Here is a 16,507-nt window from a genome sequence, read left to right as displayed (position 1 = left end):
GCAACGTCAGAGTGCTATTTCTCACTCTAACGTTGTTTTTTCGTGCAAATCATCACGACCCAATGATTACTTAAAATCTGCGTATGGCACCAATGGCTGTGGTGGCATATCCAGTGAGCCTTGCCAGCCAGCCAGAGAGTAACGCAAGTAGATAAGCGCATGGCTTGGGGTATAGTCCTTCGCCTGCTGGATATCAACCCCAGCCCCCAATGTCCAATGCGAACTCAACCGGCGCTCGATCAAGGCGCGCAAGGTATAACCCACCCCATTGCTGCTATCACCATCATCGGGTTCATACCGGTCTGGAATGGTCTGGATACTGTGGTTGAGCAGATTTTGCAGTGGATAACGCGCCCGTGAGCTGGTTGCAGAATGTGAAACAGACACCGACCCACCCAACTCCCACGACCAGTTAGCCGTCCGCTGCCGATAGTTTACCGGAATAGCCAATGACAGATATTTTTGCGGACTGTAATACCCGCCCTGGCCTAGCGTATAACCGCTGAGGTCTTTTTGATAATGCCACCACATCCCGTTCAAACCGACGGTAACACGGCGGTTATCTTCGTTGATTAGCTTGTAATAATAACCCGTCATAAAGCGCAGCCGCTGGTTATCCGCCACATTCTGCCCGGTCAGGTAATGATAACTTAAATCGCTCCACACTCCGTGAGCCTCACCTCGGTCATAACTGGCTCCCAGGCTCACACCGTTGGCACGCACGCCCCCCCAGGTCACATTGGTATTCGGATCTTTGGCTCCGGCAAAGGCCAGCATCGAGCTGGATATTGGCCGACGTGACGCCGTGGCGGTCCAGCCAATATGATTCCAACTATTGCTGTATGCCAGCCCACCGACCACATCAACGACATCAAAACCCATCGGTGTAGTACCGAGATCAGTTTCCCAACTGTCATTTTGCCAGCCCACGGCAACACTGGTACCCGTTGCCTGTTGATGTAGATTAGTCTGACATGGCTTTTCTGTCTGGTAACAGGTACCGGCTTTATATCGAGTATTCTTGTCAAAGGTCCCGGCATCCATCTGCACCGTATCTGTTCGTAAGAAAGCCCGACCATCAGCCAGCGAGGTATCTACCTGCAACATGGTGTTGTGCGCCCGGAGATCAGAAATCCCTTCCGTGCCGCTTGACCGCAGGTAGTCGTGATCAATCGTGATACGGGTATCCTGCTGGCGATAAAGGTCAGCGGCATCAGAACGAATGCCCCGCTTAAGCCAGTCATCGGTGGCCTGATTGCGGGTCAGCAAGGTATAACTGTCGTTATCTGTCGCCAGTGTCGGTGTGATACCACTGGCTACCATGGCATGTTTGAAATCATCTTGTGCCGCAGCGGGTTGCCCCTGCACTTGTGCTAATCGACCTGAATCACGGAATATCAATGCATTATCCTGTGAGGGTCCCCCTTTAGCTGCCGCCGGTTTCAAGCGCTGGAAGATCTCTGCCGCTTTTTGTGGCTCACCCACACCGTACCAGGCATTGGCTATCCGCCGCTGGGCGCTTAAGCTAACCCCGTCACCGGAAAGTGGCTCATGTTGTAAATATTGGTGAGCGTCACTGAGACGGCCTTCAGCAATATAAGCCTCAATCTCACCCAGAATAGCATCGGGGTTTTGTGGCTCGCGCGCCCGAACTCGCTGATACCCCACCAGCGCCGCGTGATAGTCACCACGCTCTAACGCCCAATCGGCAAGCGTCAAGTCAATGGCAGTGTTGGCTGGCTGTTGACGTAATAGGGTTATCGCCCCTACTTCATCACCACTAGCCCGCAGTTGGCGAGCTAATGTCAGTAGCTGAGCAAATTTCAAGCGCTGGTCTAAAGCGCGGATATTATCGTTCCAGTGCAGGGTTAGCAGTGTTGCCAAATGCACCAATGCCTGACTATCACGCCCGGTGTTGGAGAGATACAGCGCATAGGCATATACCTGCTCGGGGTCTTTCGGCTTACGGCTCGCTAATTGGTGGAACTGTGCGTCAGCTTCCACCAAATGCCCCTCTTGCGCTAACGCTTGTGCCAGCCGGTAGGTTATCCAGACATCATCCGGGGCCATCTTCAGCGCCTGGCGATATCTTTCCGCTGCTTGATGCCATTGTTGCTGCGCCGCCAGATTTTCGGCTTGTTGTTTCAGCATATCGACTTGCAGGCTGTCTAATGTGTCACGCATTTTGGCTTGTTGACTGCGTGGCAAACTGCTCAGATAACTCAGTGCTTTTTGCGGCGATTCACGCTGGTAGATATAGGTTAGCCCTCGTACCGCACTGCCGTTTGATGGGTCCAGACGGAGTGCCTGCTGATAATACTGCTCGGCCGTTTTATCATCATGACGGGCCACGGCAACATCAGCCAAACCAATCAATGCATAGCTGTCGCTGCCATCGATATGGCGCGCTTGCTGGTATTTCTGTTGTGCCACCCCGGTATTACCGGCTTTCAGCGCTTTATCCCCCTCGTCATTTAGCAGCCAGTAGCGATTGGTTTTTATCAGGCTGATCCACTTGTCGCTTTTCAGACCATCTTTATCTGATTTTTGCGCCAGTTCAAACAAGCGCAGAGCTTGGGCACGGTCACCACTACGGGCATATGCCAGACCCAGCGCGCCGAGGATCTCGGGGTCATTAGGTGCGGCAGCCAGTGCCTGTTTTAGTGCGGGGATCGCCGCCACCCCGCCACCGCTGTCTACTTTTGCCAATCCACTTAAACGCGCTTGATAAGTCGGTGAAGCCAGCATGGCCTGCTGGCTGGCTAATGCTTGACGGGCGAGATTAGCCTGAGGGCCAGACGAGAAGATGTTGAGGAAATGGGTCAGCGCCGCCACGCTTTGTGGACTGACAGTCATGGTTTTGACCGTCTCCATCCACAAGTCTGCGGCATCTGAAGCTCCCACTGGGTCTGCGGCCACTTTCTCCAATATGGCATAACCTTGCGTGGCATTTTGCTGATTGAAATACAGGCGCGCCAAGGCCATTCGCAGCGCGACATTACCGGGGTATTGTTGGTCAAGCGCGGCTAATTTCTGGGTGGCGAGGGCTTCCTGCCCCGGTACACGTGCGACCAACCGCCAGTATTCCACAGCAAGATCCAGTGTTGGTGGTTTGCCTTGCAACAGTTGATCATATTGAACTTTGGCCTCAGTCACCCGCCCGGCGGTCGCTAACAGACGCGCTTGTTGTAATTGTTGGCGTACCTCCGGCTTAGTCAGCGCCAACAGCAGTTTAGCCCGCTGATAAGCCTCTGAGTCGGGTGCCAATTGTTGCAGCTTATCCAACTGTTTTTGTGCTTCAGCCAAATTACCCTGTCTCAGAGCCTGGCGCATTCCTGCCGCCACCACTTCCGGGTTATTCGAGTCCATCATATTCAAGCGATACAGTGATTGCTTAACCAACTCGTCTCTATTGGTTGCTTCTCCTAGCCGTACCTGCTCCAGTAAAAACTGGGTCGGTGAGATAGGTTCAGCGCCCTGCGCCGGAGTGGTAAAGGCTTGGGACAACAGCGCTAAGCTTAAGAGCCAGTATATTTTAATGTTGCGCATTGACTGTTCCATGAGGGCTGAAGCTCACCCTGACGATTGAAACTATAACGATGCTGCGCCCATCCCTGACCAAACAATGTCAGCACCGCACTGTAATAGGCATCTGCGGGCGGTGGCGAATCTTGCACACGTTGTTGTTGCACGCTCAAGGTTTGCTGATTATAGGGTTCAGGGCTACTGGCTAAAAATGGCAGTAATGCTGCCGAGAACCCTTCCGATCCCTTACCACTGGTTTTACCGTTACTGGTATCCGTATTTTCTGGTGGTACCCCACGTTGTTGGGTTACCGCCGCCATCGGCTGGAAGCGCTGGATTAATATAGTCTTTTCTGGGCTGTTATTGGACAACATACCAACCCACAAATAGCTGCGTATCGCATCGTAGCTACCGACATCGGGCCGTGTCTCATCAGGTTGCCAGCCTTTGCCCTCTTGCCAAACCACCCAATCAGGGGAGAAACCATAGGGTGCCGTTTCAAGCAATAAGCGCTGATTGACTTTAACCATCGCTTTCCACGGCCCCGTCAAAGAGGCAAAGCGGGCCAACAGTTGTGGCGGCAGATAACTCGGGTTGAGCCGCCAACGGTCATCATCATTAAAACCAATTTTCCCCGGCAATAGCATTTCGCCAAGGCCTGGAATATTCACCACTTCCTCTTGAGCGATACGTTGCAGCAACAAAGTACCCATCGTCTGGTAACGGCGGCTATCCCATAGCCGCCCCGCTTCCAGCAAGCTGTATGCAATCCATAGATCCGCGTCAGAGGCCGAATTGGGGTCCAGAACATCCCAATTATTATCCTTGCGTTGTCCCCATAGCCATACCGGCAGACGTGCGGTTAAATCCCCGGCGGCCAGGTTGTTTTCCGTCCAGGATAATAATTGGTCAAAGGTTTCCCGATCATTGGCAACCAGAGCAAAAAACAACCCATAACTCTGTCCTTCCGACGTGGTGACTTTCCTCGGGCTGCTGGGATCAATAACGCGCCCGCCATCGCTGACATAGTCATGTTTGAACTGCTGCCATGCTGGCCAATCACATGTTGCTGCGCTACCAAAACTGACGAGCAGCAGGGCACAGATCTGTCGCTTAAACATCACGACCTTCAACATCAATCTCGCTCATCAGGTGATAACCGGCGGCGACTGATCAGACGTAATACACGCCAGACCATCATTGCAGCCATAACCACGACCAATACGGCCACCCCTGCCAACAGTACCGGATGGGTAAATAAGGTATGCCAGATACGTTCCCACCACGGCAAATGACCGACATCATAGGTCTCACCAACTCGCAGGCTGTTGACGCCCGACTCGCGAATAACCGCGACCGAGCCAAATATCGCTTCGCGTTTGCCAGTATCGAGCATGGCATTGTTCAGCAAGGTATAACCACGCGAACTGTCGGCCAATAACGCCACAATACTGCGCTGAGGGAAGTGAGGTGACTGTAGACCGATAATCGCCGACATCGCCCCTTCAGAGCTTATCGTCGCCTGGCTGTCTGCTACCCAATCTGATTGCGGTACCATCATGGTTGGTAGGCCGGTTTGCCGGTTTGGCATTTTTACCCAACTCAGGGTCTGTTCCACCAGCACGTTAATCTTTCGATCATTGCGCAGTTCTGGCGGAATGGTGCCAATAATCAACACATCTGCATCTTTCTTCGCCGCCTGTGACCAATCATCGGTAATGTTAATACCGACCGCGGGATAACCCACCTGCGCCCCGATATTTCCCACCGCATTGAGTAGGGTGGTTATCTGTGCTGGTGCCGGGTTTGGTGGTACCAGAACTAGCGTTTCGGAGAGATCAGCCATACGGCTGAAGGGGAATCCAGCATTGGCAAATGCCCGCAGATCAGGCATTTCCATAAAGTGACGGTAGCCGGAGAAATCAATCGTAGAGTTACCGTCAATTACCGCGTGATTCGGCGCGGTAGAATAGGTTTCACATCGCCCCTCGGCACCGCTTGCCAGCAAGGTGCTGTAATCAAAATCAAAACGTAGTTGATTAGTCGCGCCCAGTTTCAAGGACGGAATGCTTAGCCTTTTGGCGGCATCCTGTAAGCCTTGTAGCAGTGGCAGACGCAGGATCTTACTGTCTTCGGGCATATTCGGTGACAGTGGGTAATCCTGCACAAACTGATTATTCAAGCTGATACTTAAGCGGGAACCATCCATCAAACGTGTTGAGGTGTAACGATATATCAAGCGCATATCGATACCAGCACTGCGAGTCAAGAACAAATCCGGTGGCAGATTCATCGCTAATGAAATCGGCGGCGGCAGTAATCCCGATGTTTGCAGTTGCTCAGGATATTGCTGCAACTCAGCAAATGTCATCGGGCGGTCGGTACGCACCCAATTTGGTGCATCATAAGGCAGGCGAGGTGCTAATGGCTCAACCTTATCCACCGTTACATTCTGACCACGAAACAGAATATTGCCTTGCGCGATCCCCTGTGCCGCAGTAATCAGGTCATTATCATCGCGCCCCAGAATCAGCAATAACTTCACATACGGGTTATTCGGATGACTGATGATTTCCACCGTTGGAGCTTTCACCGGCGGGTAATCTTTTAGGAAATCAGGGCGTTGAGCGTTAGTCGCGAATACTACGCCATGCTGAGTAGGCAGTTGGTTATACAATACCGGGAAGTTCTGCCCATGCCATTGCGCCTTATCACCAAACCATGAGGCCAGAATAGCCGCGGCCCGCTGCTGCGACACATCAGGTGCAGCAGCAAATATCACGGGTAGAATCAGCGGGCGATTATCTCTGGCATCAAAAAATGGCTCAGGAAAGTGGGATAAATCATTTTTAACCAGCAGCGATTGATAGCGCAAATCCAGTGAGCTGGACTTACTGACATCCAACCACAGGGTATTGCTCGCTGGGTTCTCACAGATATTTTGATAATGGCCGACAAAAACTAACCGCAAGCGGTTGAAATCAGTGATGTAACGCGGATCGATCGGTAATTGAAGGTGGGTGGGTTTACCAAGCTGATCTTTGGTGATCGCCATGACGCCCATCAGTTCATCATTCAGCAAGATTTTCACCTGCGACTCCACCGGGATCAGCGAAGGTGATGGCGTAAACTCAAGATTCAAGGTCGCATGAGTCACCACCTCATCACTGCGCACGCCGAACTCAAGCTGGCCTTCAGGGTTAGTGCCACGCAAGGAGAAGGTCCCCGGCGGCGGCGCGATTTTGGCAAACAAATATTCTACGTCGCGCACCGGTATATCACCCGATATTGCGGGTATCTGCGCCGCGTCAGTGGCCATGACCGCCGATTGAGCTGACGGTACCGTTGGAGTTTCAGCATGGGTGAATGACGTCAATCCCAAAGCCAATGCGGTAAACCACGTTATTTTTCTCATCACCATACCATCATCAATGTTGAGCCACTGTCTGGCCTTGGCTACTCGGAGCCTGATTTTTACCGACGCCATGGGGTACAAATGACGCTATCCAGGCAATCAGGGAAGTAAATCCTACTAATACATTTCGCATTACCGGTGGTGCATAGCTGGCCATACGGACATATCCTTTAAAGCCCAGCGCCAACACATCGCGCAGGCTTTCAATTGGCTTATCTTCAGGAAAACCATCCTGCCACAGCGCCCAGGTATCGGCACGGGCAAAGGTACACTGTATAAAATCAATATGTTGTGCCACGCTCAGTTGATGCATTCGCATCCCGGCTTTAGTGCCGAAGGCACGGGTCACCTCACAGGGGAAGGTGTACTCCTGCGCCCCACGTTTGAGCAGTAAATGAACCGCCTCACCCTCTTGCAGTAATCCGGCTTCGCGCATTTCAATCCCCACGCCACCATCGGAATAGTCGCGCAATGTACAGGAGAACAAGTGACCATCAGCACGAGCTACTGCGGCTGGCATGGCTATCTCGACCCGGTGTGACTGGCGCACTTGTTTAGCTTCAACTGCCACCGCGACGGCACCGCCTAAAATCGTCATGTTATAAATCACCCACACCAAGCTGATAACCACCGTCATAATTTCATTCGACGGGCCATGACCCAAACGCCACAAACCCGCAATCAGGCCGGCAACATTGAGAAGAACCAGCGCGATATACGGGCGGGTGATCACCCAATCCACATGCTGCTCTTCAACCAACCCCCCTTTCGACGTCACGTTAAACGTCCCTTTGTGTGGGCTGAGAAGTGCCATGGTGGTCGGACGGGCGATATACCATGCCAACACCGTTTCATAGATTTCACTCCAGAAGGAATGGCGGTATTTCCCTTGCAGACGGGAGTTGGTCAGACTGGCATGGATCATATGCGGCAGCACATAGAGTGCAATCGCCAGTGCCGGAGCAAAAATGATGTAAGCATGCAGCAACAAGAAAGCCAGCGGAGCGGTTAGAAAGATTAAGCGTGGAATACCGGATAAAAAGTGCAGCATGGCATTGGCATAACATAAGCGCTGGACTAACTTCAGCCCCTTACCCAGTAGCGGATTATCCAGCCGGAAGATCTGAACCATGCCCCGCGCCCAGCGGATACGCTGCCCGATATGCGCCGATAAACTCTCGGTTGCCAAGCCTGCGGCCTGCGGAATGCGGATATAGGCGGAGGAGTATCCTTTACGGTGCATACGCAACGAGGTATGGGCATCTTCAGTCACTGTTTCTACCGCAATACCGCCAATAGCATCTAACGCACTGCGGCGCAGCACAGCGCAAGAGCCACAGAAGAAGGTGGCATCCCACATATCGTTACCGTCTTGCACCAAGCCATAAAACAGTGTGCCTTCATTCGGCGTCTGACGAAAACGCCCCAGGTTTCGCTCAAAGGGGTCGGGAGAGAAAAAGTGATGCGGCGTCTGGAGTATGCCCAGCTTGGTATCTTTAAAGAACCAACCCAACGTCAGTTGCAGGAAAGAACGGGTCGGCACGTGGTCGCAGTCAAAAATAGCGACAAACTCACCGTTAGCCTGTTTCAATGCATGGTTAATGTTACCGGCTTTAGCATGCTCGTGGGTGGGTCGGGCAATGTAGTGCACCCCGACCTCAGCAGCGAATGCTTTAAACGCGGGTCGGTTACCATCATCCAAAATATAGATATTGATTTTGTCTTTTGGCCAATCAATACCAAGAGCGGCATAAATAGTTGGTTTAACCACGCCAAGGTCTTCGTTATAGGTCGGCACCATCAAATCAATGGTCGGCCAACTATTGATATCATCCGGCATTGCCACCGGCTGGCGATTAAGCGGCCAAATGGTCTGGAAGTAACCCAGCACCAGCACCACCCAGGCGTATGTTTCAGCGAACAGCAACAATAAGCCGCATACCAGACTGACGGGGTCATCCCAGTTCAGCGTTTCGGTATAGCGCCACCACAGATAGCGGCAGGAGACGGTTAAAGACAGCACGATAAGCATTAAGGTTGGTAAGCGGCCCGGCACCCGTCGCACCACCATCGCCAACGCCCAAAGCAGCAGCACAAAAACGAACTGCGCCATCATGCCAAACGGCTGAGAAATACACAGCAGCGCTAATATGCCGGTGAAAATACCCAAAATAATAAACAGGACCCGGCGGGTGCGCTTTGATGACGGGGTTAATCGGGTGATAAGCGATTGTTCCAGTCGCTGGAGTTCAAAACGTTCGGGCATGTTCCCCAGCCAACGGATATAGCCTTGTCTTGTATGTTTTACCCACTTTTTGCCGACTGCGGCAGGCTGGAGCCTCTTTTCATTGCGCGATTCAGGATAGGTCAGTAGCAGCCACAACCCTTGCAAGAGATACCGTAGGCCATCGCCAAGCCGTGGGCGAATAGGTGAAATCTGTGGGAACCAGTAAGTGCGGTTTTGTATTACACGTTGCCAACTGGGCGACTCAAAACGCAAAAAAATCCAGCACAACGGCAGCGCCAACGTGGTCAGAAAAGCGGTAAGCACGGTGCAACCTTGCTGCATATACAGATGATAACGACGGCGCATCCCCTGATAAACCGGGGTCAGAAATAACATCCGCATCAAGTAGTTCATAGCCTGTTGTTCGCCACAGTAATCAAACACCAATTTGCCAGTGTGGTGACCTCTTCAGCAGCCAAACTTTGCCCACTGTATTCACCCAATGGTTGTTTGGCCGCCAACGCTTCAGCCATTGCTTCATCGCGATGAATAAATGTAGGTAATAAGTTATCCAGGTTTTGTAGCCAAAGCTGATGTAAATCCTGTTGTAGATGGCTACTGGCAGAAAATTGGTTCAGCAGGAAATGGCAGTCGACAGGCAGATTTTGCTGATGTAGGCGAATATGACAACTGGCATCGGCATGGATCAATACCAGCACCAGATCAGCCAGCGCTAAAATCTGGCGCGTGAATATACTATCACCCGCAGGGATATCCAATAGAATCCAGCAATCGGGCGCGCTGGCTTGCAACGCAGACAGGTTTTCTCGCCATTGAACGGGGTGCTGTTGTAAGGACGCGTTCAGTTGCTCAGTTTCAATGAGAGTTAGTTGGCCAAATGGCAGAAAATCTAACCCTTCGGTATAGCGCATCGCCCCTTGCTGCCAACCTTGGCCCTCAATTTCAGCTTTGGCCCAACCACGGGGTTGATCAAACGGCATATTGAAATGCAACCGCAGTAAATTATCCGGTGAAAAATCGATCACCAGAACTGATTCCTTCAGTTGTTGCAATGCCCAGGCAAGCGCGGCGGTTACCGATGTGGTACCAATCCCCCCTCTTATCCCTTGTAACGCCAGTACCGGCATAAACTATTCACTCCCTGTGGATTGTGCCAGTTCAGCCAACAATGGCCAGCGAGCCATCATCTGAGTTAATCGTTCCTGACGGACGATATCGATATAACTTAACGTTGGTAATGAGAAAGCCTGAGTTAATGCTAGTAGATCATCCTGAGATTCGAGCGATGTTTTGGCGTGAAATCGATTTATTATGGTTTTCATTTATCCGCCTTTAGAAAATAGGCTATGGTAAGTAATTATAACAATAATTTGAGTATACTTTCTCCCAATAAGATGAGTCTTAGATTATTATCACGGTAAAGACATTGGTTAATAATTATTGCAATGTTACAATTGTTAACTGAATTTATCCAGTAATTGGCCCAATCGCATTTTAACCAAGCAGATAAAGAATCTATGCCACGATCTTTCACATTAGGTATTCGAAAAATCTGGGATGAATTAGCCGTGATGCAGGCGCCTGGGTTTTATTGGGTCAATATTGAACGTCAAATTGATGCTAATTTATTCTGTCAGCAACTTATTCGTAACCAATCTGAAAATACTCGAGCCGCATTGATTTGTTGCGGGCTAAAACCTGAGAAATTACTGGCAAACATTGTGGGTTATGGCCCCTATAAATTGCCACTTTTTACCTTACCGGCACAAAGAAAAGCATTACTACATTTAACTCAAGATTTAATGCGTTCATTACGGCCGCAACAGCGACTGTTCATTCTGTTAGCACCGGCCAGTTTATGGCAAACATTCACTGGCGAAGAGATGCAGCAGTGGCTACAGCATATTCAGCAATGGCTGGAGGCGCAAAACTGTACGTTAATCGTAATTTGCCACAGTTCTGGTATTAATAAAATTAAGAATCAATTAGTTAGCCAGCACCGTTATTTACAAGGATTGGCTAGCCTGCAATGGCAGCAAGATAATGCCCAGTATGTTGCCTCTTGGTGGAGCACTGAAAAAGGGGTTACCGCCAATCAGTTAGTCCGATTGGAAGCAGATGAACAAGGCTGGAGCATGGCGGATGAAGTTCAACAGGCACTGCCGCCTTCACGTAATGATGAGCATCTGTATTTGGCGGAACGCACTATTTTGGAAGGCGCTCCGCCACTCTCCACCAACTGGCAACTACTTGATAATAATGCAGTATTGTCGCAGCGGGCAATAAGTGCTCATGCCGCCACATTGATTTTTGCTCTTAATCAAAGTGAGCAAATCGACGATTTAGCACATCAGATCCATAACATACGCCGCCAACGGGGTGATGCTATCAAAATTGTGGTGCGTGAAATGAACGCCAGCCTGCGTTACAGCGATGAACGTTTATTGCTGGCCTGCGGCGCGAATCTGATCGTGCCTCACATCGCACCGCTGTCACGCTTTCTTACCATGTTGGAAGGTATTCAGGGCCAACATTCCTCTCGGCATGTTCCTCAAGATATCAATGCGTTATTGGAGGCGTTACGCCCACTTCAGCTTAAAGGTTATTTACCTCCCGCGGAGTTCTGCCACTCTGTTTTGCAACTGATGAACAACACGCTACTGCCAGAAAACGGCAAAGGTGTCATGGTTGCTCTGCGGACAGTCCCTGGGTTACAGGCCAGACAAGCACTAACACTGTGCTATCTACGCCGCTATGGTGATGTGGTAACGGTAGCTGATAACCATGTGGTATTATTCCTTTCCACCTGCCGTATCAATGACTTAGATACTGCTCTGAAGTATATATTCCGTTTGCCGGTGGCTGAAATTTTCAGTAACCAACGGGTGTGGTATCAGGATCAGGCAATTATCGCTGAGATTCATCGGATGAATACCCCCGATGCATGGCAAATGACCGGTGACAAAAAATCCTATACGCAACAAATTGATACAGCTGAGCAAGCCGAAGTTAGCCGACGAGTCCCCGTGCCTCTGGCACTGAATGTCGGACCGAACAAGGAGCGAACCCAATGAATCTCAACGATATCTGGCAAATCCTGCTGTGTGCTGCGGTTATCTTTTTCCCTCTGGGTTATGTGGCACACCGTTGGTTTCCACGCTGGTGGGAGAAAAGACAACATCTGTTCTTATCTGCGCGATATTTAAAATCAGAAGGGGTTTGGTTGCGTAATGGCTCCTCTTCACTGACGAAGAAACAACCATGAATGCAAAGAATAAACTGCAAGAATCACCGAGCCCGTGGCGCTATTGGCGTGGTCTTGGCGCATGGAACTACTATTTCCTGCTAAAGTTTGCCTTGCTGTGGTTTGGTTACCTGAACTTCCATCCGTTGGCCAACTTGGTGTTTATTGCTTTCCTGCTATTTCCGATCCCGGCCTATAGGGTCCACCGCTGGCGTCACTGGATTGCGATCCCAATAGGTATTGGTTTGCTGTATCACGACACCTGGCTACCGGGGCTCAACAGTATCCTGAGCCAAGGCTCGCAGATTACCGGCTTTAGCTTCAGTTATCTAATTGAATTAATTAGCCGTTTTATTAACTGGGCCATGATAGGAACCGCCTTTGTTATCCTGGTGGGCTACCTGTTTATTTCACAGTGGATTCGGGTGACGGTTTTTGTTGTTGCAGCCATGATTTGGCTGAATGTTGCCAGCATCGCCGGACCGGCATTTTCTCTGGCACCTGCCGCTGAAACGTCGGTAGCATCATCTCCAGTAACACTGGGGGCTGAGCCGCCAACGCCTAATAGTCATCAGGTGGCGGCCAGTGGCCCACCAACCGATGCCAATCTGACGGCTTATCTGAATGCATTTTATGAGCAGGAGAAAACCCGCCATACGGCATTCCCTACATCGCTGCCAACAGATGCGCAACCTTTTGATTTGTTAGTTATTAATATCTGCTCGCTGTCTTGGTCAGACATTGAAGCTATCCAACTGGATAAGCACCCGCTGTGGAATAAGTTTGATATTCTGTTCAAGAACTTCAACTCTGCCACCGCCTACAGTGGCCCAGCCTCTATTCGACTACTGCGCGCCAGTTGTGGCCAGTCATCGCACAAAGACCTCTATCTGCCACAAGAGCAGCAGTGTTATCTATTTGATAATCTTGCGAAACTTGGCTTCGCATCTCAGTTGATGATGGACCACTCAGGTGTATTTGGTAATTATCTGCAAAACATTCAAGATGACGGCAATATGCGCGCGCCGCTGATGTCACAAAAAGGCATCAGTAATCAATTGGCGTCCTTCGATGGTGAGCCAATTTACAATGATCTGGAACTGCTCAACCGCTGGCTGGAACAGCAGCAGAAAGGGGGGGATAGCCGCAGCGCAACCTTCATGAATATCATACCGTTACATGATGGTAACCGTTTCGTTGGTACCAATAAAACGGCTGATTACCACGCTCGCGCCCAAACGCTATTTGACCAATTGAATACGTTTTTGGCGGCGTTGGAAAAATCAGGCCGCAAAGTTATGGTGGTGGTGGTACCAGAGCATGGAGCCGCGCTGGTTGGCGATAAAATGCAGATGTCCGGCCTGAGGGATATCCCCAGCCCAAGTATCACGCATATCCCTGTTGGGATTACGTTAATGGGAATCAAAGCGCCACAGCCCGCCAGCCCGGTGATTATCAATACGCCAAGCAGCTATCTGGCGCTTTCTGAATTAGTATCACGTATGGTCGATGGCAAAGTATTTACTGCGCCGACTATCGATTGGCAGGCCCTGACACAAGGATTGCCGCAAACGGCGGTAATATCGGAAAACGATAATGCCATTGTGATTCAATATCAGGGAAAACCTTATATTCGATTAAATGGCGGTGACTGGGTGCCTTACCCACAATAAAAACCGAATAGTATTGTCTTCGGCTATTTGATAAAGGGTGCATTAATTGCACCCTTTATTATTCACATCTCAACAGAATGATGTTTACAGCGATAGGGGCTGCATTTACTAGATAGAACTAAAAATGTGATCTATATCATTTTAAGTGAATGTTAACCTCGACCTAAATAACAGGAGCACTCGGTTATTAACTCATATTCAGCAATATGAAATTGTTCCGTAACTATTTATTTACAAGATTACGTTCACATTTACAGTAATTATTTTTAAAATGAAGTTATAAATAGTCAATGGAAGGCTATTTTCAGTTATAAAAAAACGCCGAATTATCGGCGTTGTTGTAATTGATATCACACTCGTCGATTGGACCCCAACCAACAGCGCTGGGGCCTTAACCCGTGTTAGCTGGCTTTTTCTGCTTCATCCTGATCAACCGCAAAGCAGGCGACCATTTGATCACCATATTGCTTCAGTTGCGGCTGTAGCTGGGTGCAAGTCCCAAACGCCCGACGACAACGGGCATTAAATGCGCACCCCGGTGGCGGGCTCATGGGGCTAGGTAGCTCCCCCGTCAATTTAATTCGCTCACGGCGCATATCAGGGTTCAGCCGGGGGGTAGCAGAGAGCAATGCCTGTGTATAAGGGTGGCGTGGGTTATTAAAAATGGCTTCTTTACTGCCTTTCTCAACACAGCGCCCCAGATACATCACCATCACTTCATCAGCAATGTGCTCAACCACTGATAAATCATGGGAAATAAAGACATACGACAGACCCAGTTCCTGCTGCAAATCCATCATCAGGTTCAATACCTGAGCCCGCACCGAAACATCCAGTGCAGAAACCGGCTCATCGGCAATCACCACATCGGGATTCAACATCAGCCCACGGGCAATGGCGATACGCTGGCGCTGACCGCCGGAAAACATATGGGGATAACGGTCATAATGCTCGGTTTTTAGGCCGACCTTTGCCATCATTGCCAATGTTTTTTCACGCCGCTCTTTGCTGTTGAGATTAGTATTGATTTGCAGTGGCTCTTCCAGAATCTGCCCCACTTTCTTACGTGGGTTCAGCGAGCCATAAGGGTTCTGGAACACAATCTGGATCTTCTGACGCCGCAGCTTTTCCGCACTTTCATCCGGCTTAAGCAAATCCTGACCCTGGTAGTAAAGCTCACCGCCAGTTGGGATCTCTATCATAGTCAGCAAGCGGCCCAGTGTGGATTTACCACAACCGGACTCGCCAACCACGGCCAATGTTTTACCGCGCTCCAAGGTGAAAGAAACCCCATCCAGTGCTTTAACCAGACGCTCTGGTGCAAAGAATCCTTTTTTGACCGGATAGTATTTTTTCAGGTCGATAGCCTGTAATAGCGGCTTGGATACCTGTAATTCTTTTTTCATATCAGTTGGTTGGCTCATAAGGTCGGCCTCCCCGCATCATCGAGCGGTGTATGACATTTAACCTGACGCCCCGCTGGCCCCAGCAGTTCTGGCTCTTCACGGCGGCAACGATCATTGGCATACGGGCAACGTGGGTTCAGCAAGCACCCGTCAGGACGGTCATATTTACCCGGTACCACACCCGGTAACGACGCCAGACGCGCTTTATCCTGAGCAAACTCCGGTAAGGCTCGTAACAATGCCTGAGTGTACGGGTGCCGTGGCGCGCGGAAGATTTCCGAGGCTTTACCGGTTTCCACTACCTGACCGGCATACATCACAATAATATGATGAGCCGCCTCAGCCACCAGTGCCAGATCATGGGTTATCAACAGCAGCGCCATATTTTCACGCTGCTGTAGCTCCAGCAGCAATTCAATAATCTGGGCCTGAATGGTCACGTCCAGCGCAGTCGTTGGCTCATCAGCAATCAACAATTTCGGCCGACAAGCAATCGCCATCGCAATCATCACGCGCTGGCTCATCCCGCCGGAAAGCTGATGCGGATACACATCCAGACGTGACGCGGGATCAGGAATGCCCACCAGCGTCAGCAAATCCACCGCCCGCTGACGGCGGGTTTTACGGTTGCCACCCTGATGCACCTTCAGCGCTTCCATAATCTGAAAACCGACGGTGTAGCACGGGTTCAAACTGGTCATCGGGTCCTGGAAGATCATGGCCACTTCCGAACCCACTAACTGACGCCGCTCTTTCTCGGAAATCTTGGTCAGGTCACGGCCATTAAACTCCAGCTTGTCAGCCATCACTTTGCCGGGGTAATCAATCAGCCCCATAATCGCCAGTGAACTGACCGATTTACCGGAACCGGATTCACCCACAATCCCTACCACCTGCCCTTGCTCAATGCTGTAGCTAATACGGTCTACGGCCTTGAACGGCGCACCTTCGTCACCGAAGTGCACCGACAATTTATCTACATTTAAAAGTGCCATC

At 50.6% G+C, this 16,507-nt stretch carries 11 protein-coding genes; 3 read left to right on the top strand and 8 right to left on the bottom strand.

Annotated features, from left to right (window positions below; all coding sequences use genetic code 11):
- Positions 1-66: 66 nt before the first annotated feature.
- Genes bcsC through bcsR form a run of 6 tightly spaced genes read right to left on the bottom strand, consistent with a single transcriptional unit; the run spans position 67 to position 10,510 of the window.
- A complete protein-coding gene (gene bcsC / locus Q2T71_RS19555) occupies positions 67-3,549 on the bottom strand; it encodes a cellulose synthase complex outer membrane protein BcsC (RefSeq protein WP_372560257.1) in 3,483 nt (1,160 codons plus the stop codon).
- Positions 3,519-4,661, bottom strand: a complete 1,143-nt coding sequence (gene bcsZ, locus Q2T71_RS19550; RefSeq protein ID WP_372560256.1) for a cellulose synthase complex periplasmic endoglucanase BcsZ — start codon at positions 4,659-4,661, stop codon at positions 3,519-3,521. The genes bcsC and bcsZ overlap by 31 nt, the downstream gene beginning before the upstream one ends.
- Positions 4,661-6,946, bottom strand: coding sequence for a cellulose biosynthesis cyclic di-GMP-binding regulatory protein BcsB (gene bcsB / locus Q2T71_RS19545; protein ID WP_372560255.1), 2,286 nt, complete (start codon positions 6,944-6,946; stop codon positions 4,661-4,663). The genes bcsZ and bcsB overlap by 1 nt, the downstream gene beginning before the upstream one ends.
- A gap of 7 nt (positions 6,947-6,953) precedes the next feature.
- Positions 6,954-9,581: a UDP-forming cellulose synthase catalytic subunit gene (gene bcsA / locus Q2T71_RS19540; RefSeq protein ID WP_372560254.1), complete on the bottom strand. Its 2,628-nt coding sequence runs from the start codon at positions 9,579-9,581 to the stop codon at positions 6,954-6,956.
- The gene (gene bcsQ / locus Q2T71_RS19535) at positions 9,578-10,315 is read right to left on the bottom strand and encodes a cellulose biosynthesis protein BcsQ (protein ID WP_372560253.1); all 738 of its coding nucleotides are present in this window, start codon (positions 10,313-10,315) and stop codon (positions 9,578-9,580) included. The genes bcsA and bcsQ overlap by 4 nt, the downstream gene beginning before the upstream one ends.
- A gap of 3 nt (positions 10,316-10,318) precedes the next feature.
- Positions 10,319-10,510, bottom strand: coding sequence for a cellulose biosynthesis protein BcsR (gene bcsR / locus Q2T71_RS19530; RefSeq protein ID WP_083161389.1), 192 nt, complete (start codon positions 10,508-10,510; stop codon positions 10,319-10,321).
- Positions 10,511-10,705: 195 nt separating this feature from the next.
- Here bcsR and bcsE point away from each other — a divergent pair, with 195 nt between their 5' ends.
- The 3 genes from bcsE to bcsG are packed head-to-tail and all read left to right on the top strand — an operon-like array spanning position 10,706 to position 14,105.
- Positions 10,706-12,262, top strand: a complete 1,557-nt coding sequence (gene bcsE, locus Q2T71_RS19525; RefSeq protein ID WP_372560252.1) for a cellulose biosynthesis protein BcsE — start codon at positions 10,706-10,708, stop codon at positions 12,260-12,262.
- On the top strand, positions 12,259-12,453 hold the full coding sequence (bcsF, locus tag Q2T71_RS19520; RefSeq protein WP_083161393.1) for a cellulose biosynthesis protein BcsF: 195 nt from the start codon (positions 12,259-12,261) through the stop codon (positions 12,451-12,453). Before bcsE ends, bcsF begins: the two co-directional genes overlap by 4 nt.
- Positions 12,450-14,105 carry a cellulose biosynthesis protein BcsG gene (gene bcsG, locus Q2T71_RS19515; protein ID WP_372560251.1) on the top strand — a complete coding sequence of 552 codons (1,656 nt, stop codon included), beginning with the start codon at positions 12,450-12,452 and terminating at the stop codon, positions 14,103-14,105. Before bcsF ends, bcsG begins: the two co-directional genes overlap by 4 nt.
- 401 nt (positions 14,106-14,506) lie before the next feature.
- Here bcsG and dppF read toward each other — a convergent pair whose 3' ends face one another.
- A complete protein-coding gene (dppF, locus tag Q2T71_RS19510; protein ID WP_372560683.1) occupies positions 14,507-15,511 on the bottom strand; it encodes a dipeptide ABC transporter ATP-binding subunit DppF in 1,005 nt (334 codons plus the stop codon).
- Positions 15,512-15,525: 14 nt separating this feature from the next.
- Positions 15,526-16,506: a dipeptide ABC transporter ATP-binding protein gene (gene dppD, locus Q2T71_RS19505; protein WP_083161397.1), complete on the bottom strand. Its 981-nt coding sequence runs from the start codon at positions 16,504-16,506 to the stop codon at positions 15,526-15,528.
- Between the last annotated feature and the right edge of the window lies 1 nt (position 16,507).

The organism is Yersinia sp. 1652 StPb PI (assembly GCF_041538345.1).
GTDB lineage: Bacteria > Pseudomonadota > Gammaproteobacteria > Enterobacterales > Enterobacteriaceae > Yersinia > Yersinia enterocolitica_E.
This window is presented reverse-complemented; position numbering and strand designations above follow the sequence as displayed.

What these genes read in the sequence shown, in the direction of transcription:
- bcsC (WP_372560257.1), bottom strand. Translation starts at nt 3,549, where the DNA reads ATGCGCAACATTAAAATATACTGGCTCTTAAGCTTAGCGCTGTTGTCC.
- bcsZ (WP_372560256.1), bottom strand. Translation starts at nt 4,661, where the DNA reads ATGTTGAAGGTCGTGATGTTTAAGCGACAGATCTGTGCCCTGCTGCTC.
- bcsB (WP_372560255.1), bottom strand. Translation starts at nt 6,946, where the DNA reads ATGGTGATGAGAAAAATAACGTGGTTTACCGCATTGGCTTTGGGATTG.
- bcsA (WP_372560254.1), bottom strand. Translation starts at nt 9,581, where the DNA reads ATGAACTACTTGATGCGGATGTTATTTCTGACCCCGGTTTATCAGGGG.
- bcsQ (WP_372560253.1), bottom strand. Translation starts at nt 10,315, where the DNA reads ATGCCGGTACTGGCGTTACAAGGGATAAGAGGGGGGATTGGTACCACA.
- bcsR (WP_083161389.1), bottom strand. Translation starts at nt 10,510, where the DNA reads ATGAAAACCATAATAAATCGATTTCACGCCAAAACATCGCTCGAATCT.
- bcsE (WP_372560252.1), top strand. Translation starts at nt 10,706, where the DNA reads ATGCCACGATCTTTCACATTAGGTATTCGAAAAATCTGGGATGAATTA.
- bcsF (WP_083161393.1), top strand. Translation starts at nt 12,259, where the DNA reads ATGAATCTCAACGATATCTGGCAAATCCTGCTGTGTGCTGCGGTTATC.
- bcsG (WP_372560251.1), top strand. Translation starts at nt 12,450, where the DNA reads ATGAATGCAAAGAATAAACTGCAAGAATCACCGAGCCCGTGGCGCTAT.
- dppF (WP_372560683.1), bottom strand. Translation starts at nt 15,511, where the DNA reads ATGAAAAAAGAATTACAGGTATCCAAGCCGCTATTACAGGCTATCGAC.
- dppD (WP_083161397.1), bottom strand. Translation starts at nt 16,506, where the DNA reads ATGGCACTTTTAAATGTAGATAAATTGTCGGTGCACTTCGGTGACGAA.